We start from the raw sequence: 8,394 nt of genomic DNA on the forward strand, positions 1-8,394 counted from the left end.
GCAGCAGCGCGGCGGCGACATATTCGAAAATCCTCATCCTCTCTCCTCTCCAAGAATCGCATCGACGACGATCTTCGCCCCTTTCGGCTCGATCAGGTCGGCCAGATTCTCGGAAACCGACGCGATGTCGCTTTCCAGAATCTCCAGAAGAACGCCGCTCTCCAGCGCCTCCTGGCGAACGACCCATCCGGCGCGGCGCTCGGCGAGATAGCGGGCGTTGTGGTACTGATGGTCGCCGGCGGCGTAGGGGTAGGGAACGAAAAGGGTGGGAATGCGGTTGGCGGCCAGTTCCCAGAGAGTGCTGGCGCCGGCGCGGCTGACGGCGCAATCGGCGGCGGCGATCTTTGTATGGATCGCTCTGTCGAAAGCGAAAACGTCGGCCTCGATGCCGAGCGACCCGTAGGCATCCCTGATGCGCTCGTAATCGGAAGCGCCCGTCTGATGAATGATGGCGATACCGCGGCGATGCAGACGGGGGGCCATCTTCAGAGCGAAGTCGTTGATGGCCCGGGCACCCTGGCTGCCTCCCAGAAATATGACACTTTTGATCTCTGTGCGAATCCGTGCCGTCTCGAAAAAGATATCGGCCACCGGATAGTCGATTCTCCCTTCTCCGTAGGAGGAGAAAAAGCGTCGCGCGAAGGGTTTCAGAAGCCTGTTGAGACGACCGCTGACGGCGTTTTGCTCGTGGATATAGAGGGGGATACCCGAAAGAATCGCTGCGAAGGAGGCGGGTGCCGCCGAAAAGCCTCCCACGCTCAGTACGGCTTGGATACGATGTTTTTTCATGAAATGGCGGGCCCGCTTCGCGGCTTTGAGCATCTGCAGAATGGACGACATCTTTTCGAAGCCTCTGCGATTCACGACACCCCGTGTCGGCAGAAAGAGACGGTTCTCAAACGTCTCGTCGTCACCGAACCACGCCCGATCCTGGCCACTTTCGCTGCCGATGTAGAAGGGTCGGATACCTCGCCCCAGAAGCTCCTCTTTCACCGCACGCACGATCGCCAGATGTCCGCCCGTACCGCCGCCGGTTAGGAGTATTGAGTGTTGAGTGTTGAGTGTTGAGTTTTTGGGACTCAAAATTTATCGCTCCGTGGCTTTGGCGTACTCTTTTTCCAGCATGTCGAGCAGGGCGTCGTAGGTGATGTCGGGAGTCTGGGCCAGGATCTCCTGGAGCACCACGTTGTCCTCCCTGCCGTTCCAAACCTTGGTGTAGGTGCCCTCTTTGTAGCCGTGCTGCTGGCGAAACTGGTTGAGGGCGTTTTTGCCGATATAGAGACGGTAGAGCTCGCCGAAATCCATCCCCACCGCATCGACACACTCCCAGAACTGCTCCAGCAGCTCTTCGAGGTATTCGCGACTGTCGCTTTTGATCAGAGCCAGCGCCATCAGGTTTTCGAAGGGCTCCAGCAGCGTTTCGATGCGGGCGTCGTCCTTTTCGCTCCACGACTCCGGCAGTCTGACGGCGCTCTCTTTCATCGTCGTCAGCGCCAGTTTCGCCGCCTCTTCAGGCGTATTGAAACGCAAAATGTAGCTCATCACGAAATGCCAGATATCGACCATCTCGATCCTGATGTTCTCCAGATCGATCCCGCCGGCGATGTTTTTCCAGTGTTTCCACGAAAAGCTGTCGATCAGTTCCGCACTCTCCATGACGATGCAGCGCTTCCAGTTGATCACCTTTCCCTGCTTCGTCACACCTTCCCGCCACCTGGGTCCGTTGGTATCGTCGTTCAGCCGGTTCTGCAGGGCGAACATCTCTTTCAGTTTTTTAAGCTTGTCATCCATCTCGACTCCTCATAGTTATGCAAATCCCTGACGTTCCTCATCAATGGAACGTCATCTCGAAAGCGTCGGCTTTCGTAGCTTCAGGGAGATGTGGGAAACGCTCAGTCCCCGCCAAGCCGATGGGCTTTGCCCATGGCTTGTTTCATTCATAATTTCGCTTCTTTGCTCATGGAGAGCGCCAGACCGATGCCGACCGACAGGGCGACGATCTGGGATCCCCCGTAGCTCAGAAAGGGCACGGCGATTCCCTTGAGCGGAATGACGCCGCTGATGCCCAGCGCGTTGATCAGAAAGGCGAACCCTATGATCATCGCAAGACCCGAACAGTAGAGATAGTAGATGTTGTTCCTGACCCTGCCCGCGATCTTCAGCAGCCTGTATATCACGAAAAGCAGCAGCATGACCACGGCCAGCACACCCACGACACCGATCTCCTCGGCCATCCCCGCCAGTACGAAGTCGGTATGCACTTCACTCAGAAAACCCAGCTTCAGCACGCCGTTGCCCAGCCCCACGCCAAAAAGCCCTCCATGATGGATCGCATGAAGCGAGTTGCTCACCTGGTAGGGCTCTTCGGCCAGGCTCACTTTCGGAACCGCATGGGCCCACTGGGGGAAAATCTTCGCGATGGCGTTCTGGAGCATGAACCACCATCCCTTGAAGCGTTCGATCCGGTGGGGCGAGGTGACGATGAAGCCCACGACCCCCACCAGTGCCACCAGAATCGAAAGACCGAAGATCCGTATGCTGCTTCCTGCGAAAATCATCATGAACAGAAGCGTCGCCGCCAGCACGACCACCTGTCCCAGGTCGTTCTGGAAGATCGCGATGATGAACATGATCGCGGCGAAGACGATGATATAGGGCAGCAGCAGAAACAGCTCCTCTTTGAGCGTGTAGCGCACATCCTCGGAGCGTGCCGCGTGTTTTGGCAGAACGCGCCTGGAGAAGCTCCACGCAAGGAAAAAGACGAAACCCACCTTGAAAAACTCCACGGGCGCCAACGATACGGGACCCAGCCGGATCCACCGCTTCGCCCCGCCCACCTCTCTGGCGATCTGCTCGGGCAGGAAGGGGGTGGCGACCATCAGCAGAGCGGAAACGATCAGCAGCGTGAAGCCGATCCATACCACGGTCCTGCCCGGATCCTGCCGAGCTATGAACCACATCAGAACGATTCCCGCCATCCCCGCCACGAACTGGCGAAGCAGAAAATGGTAGGGCGGTGCATTGTAGAGAAGTACCGTATAGGCCGAAAGCGAATAGCTGAAAATGATGCCGATCACGATCAGTGTGACGGCGGCGAGAAAGAGTGGGCGATCGATCATACGGTTTGTTCTTTTGAAATGGCATTGGAATTTTGTTATTATATGTAATGTTAACTGATAAGAAGGTTTGCTTTTCACGCATTTTTTCCATACCTTTCGTTACTCTCTCTCTTCTCTTTTTCGCAGGTTGCGAAACCCCGGTCACGAAAGAGGAGAAAAAGGCCAAAGAGCCGAAATTTCTTCGCTATACCGTCAAATCCTACATGCAGACCATCCAGATCCTGGACAATCTCGGCTATACGAAAAAAGCCTTCGAAAAAGGGCTCGAAACGATCCCAAACATCGAACTGACCCGCATCTCGAGACGATGGTCCGACGAGGCGAAGAACATCCCCATCGAAGTGAAAAAGAGTATCTTCCTGAGACTTCTGGCGTCCGGTGCGCTGAGGGCGAACCGGGAGATCGCCGAAGAGCGCCGGAAACTGATGGACATTCTCAAAAAAATCCCGGAAGCCCCCGTCTCCAGAAAAGAGAGCCGATGGCTCAGAGAACTCGCCCTCAAATACAAGGTCATCAAAAAAAGAAACGATATACTCACGCCCCAAAAGCTCAAAGAGCTCACGCTGCGGGTCGATATCGTCCCCCCTTCACTGATTCTCGCCCAGGGCGCGGTGGAGAGCGGCTGGGGGACCTCCCGTTTCGCCGCCGAGGGAAACGCTCTCTTCGGGCAGTGGAGTTTCAGCGAAACCTCCATCAAGCCGAAAGAGCAGAGAACCCGGCTTGGCAACTACGGCCTCGCCTCTTTCCGGACACCTCTCGACTCGATCCGGGCCTACCTGCTCAACCTCAACACCCATCCGGCCTACCGCCGGTTTCGCGAGCTGAGAGCCAGACTCCGCAGTGAAAATCGACCGCTCTCCGGCACGGAGCTGGCCCCGACGCTCGAGAGCTACTCCGAAAGGGGCGAAGCCTATATCCAGGAACTCCTCACGGTGATCCGCGCCAACAACCTCCAATGGCTCGACAGGGCGAAACTGAGCGACAACGCTCCTGTTATCATCCATCCGGACGCCTGATTTTTCCTTTTTGGGAACGTTTTTTGCTTGTTTTCATGCAACCCAACGGAAGGATTTTGTAATGGAGATAAGCCGCGTCCACGGACTGATGGCCAGGGGACTCGATTACCGCGCGCTGCGCCAGGATATGATCAGCTCCAACATCGCCAATGTCGACACACCCAACTACAAAGCCCGGGATATCTCGTTCGAAAACCTTCTCGTCGACGAAAAACGGCGCATCTTTCCAAAACGCTCCGCCACACTCGAAATGGCCGTCACCGACAGTCACCATATCCGTTCCCCTCATGCGACCGGCGGCGAAAAAGCGGAAATCTTCTTTCGCGACGGACATCTGGCACGCAACGACGGCAACACGGTGGATCTGGACGTGGAGACGACCGAAATGGCGAAAAACACGGTCATGTACAACGCCCTGGTCGCCGCGCTCAAAAAAGACAGCGCCATCTTCAGAAGCGTCCTCGACGCATCGGCCAAAATATAAGTAGGAGGAAGTCGCCATGGCATTCCTGAACAGTTTCGACATCAACGGATACGGTCTTTCTGCCCAGCGCTTCCGCGTCAACGTCATCAGCGCCAACATCGCCAACGCCAACACGACCCGCACCGACGAGGGTGGCCCCTACCGGCGGCGCGAAGTGGTTTTCAAGGCTTTCAATTTCGATAAAGTTTTACAGAGTAAAATAGGTAAAGATACGGAACTGCTCCCCTACTCCGACCCGCTGGAGGAAGGAACCGGGGGCACAAGCGCCAACCCGCCGGTCATGGGCGTCCTCGTGGACAAAGTGGTGCGCGACGACAGGGAACCGAAAATGAAATACGATCCCTCCCACCCCGACGCCAACGCCGAAGGGTATGTGGCCTATCCGAACATCAACCCGGTCATCGAAATGGCCGATCTTATCGAAGCGACCCGCGCCTATCAGGCCAACGTCGCGGCTTTCCAGAGTGTCAAAGCGATGGCCACCAGCGCCATCGACATCTTAAGAGCGTAAGAACAGGGAGTATCATGGACAAAAACGTTCAAGGCATCGGCCAACAACTCTCCACCAGCGACCTTCTGCAGGGCAAAAACAAAACGGCCAAAACGGAAGGGAAGGATTTCGGCGACGTTCTGAAAGAGACGCTGAACGAAGTCAACGAGCTGCAGAAAGAGGGACAGAAGGCGATGAGCGATATCGCGACGGGCCAGGTGAAGGATCTCCATCAGGCCGCCATCGCCATCGACAAAGCCGAACTCAGTATGAAAATGATGCTCGAAGTACGCAACAAGGCGATCAATGCGTACAAAGAGATCCTCAGAACCCAGATCTAACTTCAGACGAACACTACGACGTGTCGCCCATCTTCTCATCTTCCAGCGAACTCGACAAACGGATCGGCAAGAAGACAAAACTTCTCGTCCTGCTGATACTGCTGGTGATCGGCGTGCTCGTTTTCGTCGCGTCGATCTTCCACACGGCCGTAGGGAGCCGGCACATCCCCAAACTCATCAGCAGCGAAACCAACCGTGCCCTTCGCGGCAGCATCGTCAGCAAGGAGGGTTTCAAACTCGCCTTCAGCCAGAAACTCTACAAGGCGATGATCAACACCAACAACATCGATCCCGACAAAAAGGAGCTCTTCGTCAATCTCTTCAGCATCTACAGCGGCATCCCGGCGGAAGAGATCGAAAAGAGGCTGAGAAAAAAGGGCAACGTGGTCCTCTCCTACTCCATCGACGCCAACCGGGCCAAATACCTCAAGGAGCTCGCCAGAAAACTCAGGCTGCTGAAGGTCTTCATCCCCTACCAGACCAAAAGCGGCCGCATCATCAAATACGGCCTCAGCATCACGGAAAGCGGCGAGTCGAGAATCTTCGCCTACAAAGATATCCTGACACCCGTCATGGGATACATGCGCAAACGGGAGGAGGACGGCTTCACCCGGCCCGCCGGCGTCAAGGGACTGGAGAAGTACTACGAAGAGGAGCTGCGCCCGATCCAAAACGGCCTCGTCAAAGGGGAGCGCGATATCGGCAACACGATCATTCTCAACGCCGACAGCTTCGTCCGCCCGGCCATCGACGGGATGACGATCCACCTCAACATCGCCGTCGGCCTTCAGAAGGCCCTCGAAGCGCTGCTGGACAACGCGAAAAAGGAGCACGACGCCAAGGAGGTGATCGCCTGCATCATGGAGGCCGAAAGCGGAAAGATCCTCTCCATCGCCACTTCCAACCGCTACGACCCCGACTATATCCGCAAAAGGGACTACCCCTCCCTCAACGTCGCCGCGGTGGAGTATACCTACGAGCCGGGATCGGTCATGAAGCCGATCACCTTCGCCCTGCTGCTGAGACACCACAAGGTCAACCCGATGGAGGTGGTGCGCACATGGAACGGCCGCTTCAAACTCGGCAGAAAGGTGATCACCGACGAACACAAAGAGGCGTGGATGAGTGCCGAAAACGTCATCGTCTACTCCTCCAACATCGGGATCGCCCAGCTGGCCCAGCGCCTCGACGGTATCGACTTCGTCGAGGGGCTGAAGGATTTCGGATTCACCGAGAAGACCGGAATCGATCTGCCCTACGAGCACAGAGGCATCATGCCCCACGTCACCCAGATGGAGAGCGAAATCTACAAGGCGACCGTCGGGTACGGCTACGGGATGCGGGCCACCCTGATGCAGCTGGTGCGCGCCTACAACGTCTTCAACAACAAAGGCCGCCTGGTGGAGCCGAAGATCGTCTCGGACATCGTCGATCCGATGGGCAGACACTATCCCGTCATGAAAAACGGAGAGGATAGGCAGATCATTCCTCCCGCCACCGCTTTCAAGATGCTGAGAATCCTGGAAAAGGTCGTCGCCAAGGGAACCGGTACCAAAGCACAGATACCGGGTGTTCAGGTGGGAGGCAAGACAGGAACGGCCCATATCGCGTCGAAAAAGGGAGGCTACGCGAGGCTCTACAACAGCTCCTTCATCGGCTTCGCCAACGACAAAACCCACCGCTACACGATCGGCGTGCTGGTGAGACAGGCGAAGAAACCCTACCACTACTTCGCGGCGATGTCCGCCGTCCCCGTCTTCAGGCAGATCGTCGAACTGATGATCGAACAGGGCGAACTGGTTCCCGACCCCTCACTGGGCGTCTACGCCAAACTGAAAAAACACCACTGAGCCGATCATCTCTCCGGCTCTTCACCGGAGGCTATATCCAGATGTTGTCGATCAGACGGGTATGGCCTACCCGAGCGGCCACGAGGATGATCGTCTCTTTGAGCTTCACCCTCTCCAGCGGTCTGAAATCGCGGTCGACGACGGCGATATACTCCACGTCGATCTCTCTCATCATATCCTCCATCGCCAGTCGGATCGCCTCCGCGTCGGTCTCACCGGCCATGACCAGCCGCGACGCCCGCTTCAGAGACCGGGAGATGCTCAGGGCCCTCTCTCTCTCCTCCGGGCTCAGATAGACGTTTCGGCTGCTGAGCGCCAGACCGTCCTCTTCCCTGACCGTATCGACAGGGACGATCTCTACGGACATAAAAAAGTCCTCGACCATCTTTTGCAGAATTCTCAGCTGCTGGGCATCCTTCTTGCCGAAATAGGCACGGGTGGGACGGATCAGGTTGAAGAGTTTCATCACCACCTGTACGACACCGTCGAAATGGCCGGGACGCCGATGGCCTTCGAGGATGTAGCCCAGATAGGCGGGCGCTTTGAGTTTCACCTCGTCGTCATGGTACATCGCACCGATTTCCGGCATGAAGAGAGCGTCCACACCCGCCAGATCGCAGATCTTCCTGTCCGCCTCTTCGCGCCTGGGGTATTTCTCCAGATCCTCTCCGGGCAGGAACTGGGTCGGATTGACGAAAACCGAAACGACCACGTGGTCGTTTTCCGCCCGGGCCTGGCGGATCAATGTCAGGTGTCCCTGGTGCAGTGCACCCATCGTCGGGACGAAACCGACACTCCCTTCCATTTTCCCTCTGAGGGCTTGCATCTCTTCGATATTTTTGATAATTTGCACAGGAAGCCTTTTGGGTATAATTCCAATAAATTTTATAACAATTATAGCAAGGACATAGAGTGGACAGCTACGAATTTTCGGAACTTATGAAAAAACTTCAGACAAAAATAGAGAATATCAGAAACATCATCAAGCCCGAAGAGATAAAAAAACGCCTCGAAGAGATCTCTGAGATGGAGATGCAGGAGGATTTCTGGAGCGACGCAAAGAAAGCGGGCGAGATCCAGAAGGAGAAAAACCG

9 protein-coding genes and 1 pseudogene are annotated in these 8,394 nt (G+C 56.2%); 6 read left to right on the forward strand and 4 right to left on the reverse strand.

Annotated features, from left to right (window positions below; translation table 11 throughout):
• Window positions 1–33 precede the first annotated feature (33 nt).
• The 3 genes from murG to Q1K23_RS05935 form a co-directional block, all read right to left on the reverse strand.
• A complete protein-coding gene (murG, locus tag Q1K23_RS05925) occupies window positions 34–1,083 on the reverse strand; it encodes an undecaprenyldiphospho-muramoylpentapeptide beta-N-acetylglucosaminyltransferase (protein WP_300363232.1) in 1,050 nt (349 codons plus the stop codon).
• Between the two features lie 3 nt (window positions 1,084–1,086).
• A complete protein-coding gene (locus tag Q1K23_RS05930) occupies window positions 1,087–1,791 on the reverse strand; it encodes a dUTP diphosphatase (RefSeq protein ID WP_300363233.1) in 705 nt (234 codons plus the stop codon).
• Between the two features lie 146 nt (window positions 1,792–1,937).
• Complete coding sequence (locus tag Q1K23_RS05935; protein ID WP_300363234.1) at window positions 1,938–3,119, reverse strand: FtsW/RodA/SpoVE family cell cycle protein; 1,182 nt, start codon at window positions 3,117–3,119, stop codon at window positions 1,938–1,940.
• Between the two features lie 47 nt (window positions 3,120–3,166).
• Here Q1K23_RS05935 and Q1K23_RS05940 point away from each other — a divergent pair, with 47 nt between their 5' ends.
• From Q1K23_RS05940 to Q1K23_RS05960, 5 genes are all read left to right on the forward strand, one after another.
• Window positions 3,167–4,135: a glucosaminidase domain-containing protein gene (locus Q1K23_RS05940; RefSeq protein WP_300363235.1), complete on the forward strand. Its 969-nt coding sequence runs from the start codon at window positions 3,167–3,169 to the stop codon at window positions 4,133–4,135.
• Window positions 4,136–4,196: 61 nt separating this feature from the next.
• Window positions 4,197–4,619 carry a flagellar basal body rod protein FlgB gene (gene flgB, locus Q1K23_RS05945; protein WP_300363236.1) on the forward strand — a complete coding sequence of 141 codons (423 nt, stop codon included), beginning with the start codon at window positions 4,197–4,199 and terminating at the stop codon, window positions 4,617–4,619.
• A gap of 16 nt (window positions 4,620–4,635) precedes the next feature.
• Complete coding sequence (gene flgC, locus Q1K23_RS05950) at window positions 4,636–5,130, forward strand: flagellar basal body rod protein FlgC (protein WP_300363237.1); 495 nt, start codon at window positions 4,636–4,638, stop codon at window positions 5,128–5,130.
• 14 nt (window positions 5,131–5,144) lie between these two features.
• Window positions 5,145–5,450: a flagellar hook-basal body complex protein FliE gene (gene fliE / locus Q1K23_RS05955; RefSeq protein ID WP_300363238.1), complete on the forward strand. Its 306-nt coding sequence runs from the start codon at window positions 5,145–5,147 to the stop codon at window positions 5,448–5,450.
• A 20-nt stretch (window positions 5,451–5,470) separates the two neighbouring features.
• Window positions 5,471–7,300, forward strand: a complete 1,830-nt coding sequence (locus Q1K23_RS05960) for a penicillin-binding protein 2 (RefSeq protein ID WP_300363239.1) — start codon at window positions 5,471–5,473, stop codon at window positions 7,298–7,300.
• A 31-nt stretch (window positions 7,301–7,331) separates the two neighbouring features.
• Here the strand turns inward: Q1K23_RS05960 and panC are convergent, their stop codons facing one another.
• A complete protein-coding gene (panC, locus tag Q1K23_RS05965; protein ID WP_300363240.1) occupies window positions 7,332–8,153 on the reverse strand; it encodes a pantoate--beta-alanine ligase in 822 nt (273 codons plus the stop codon).
• Between the two features lie 59 nt (window positions 8,154–8,212).
• Here panC and prfB point away from each other — a divergent pair.
• A pseudogene (gene prfB / locus Q1K23_RS05970) lies at window positions 8,213–8,394 on the forward strand (peptide chain release factor 2); the annotation flags it as partial.

The sequence above is a fragment of the Hydrogenimonas sp. genome (assembly GCF_029933015.1).
Classification (GTDB): Bacteria; Campylobacterota; Campylobacteria; order Campylobacterales; family Hydrogenimonadaceae; genus Hydrogenimonas.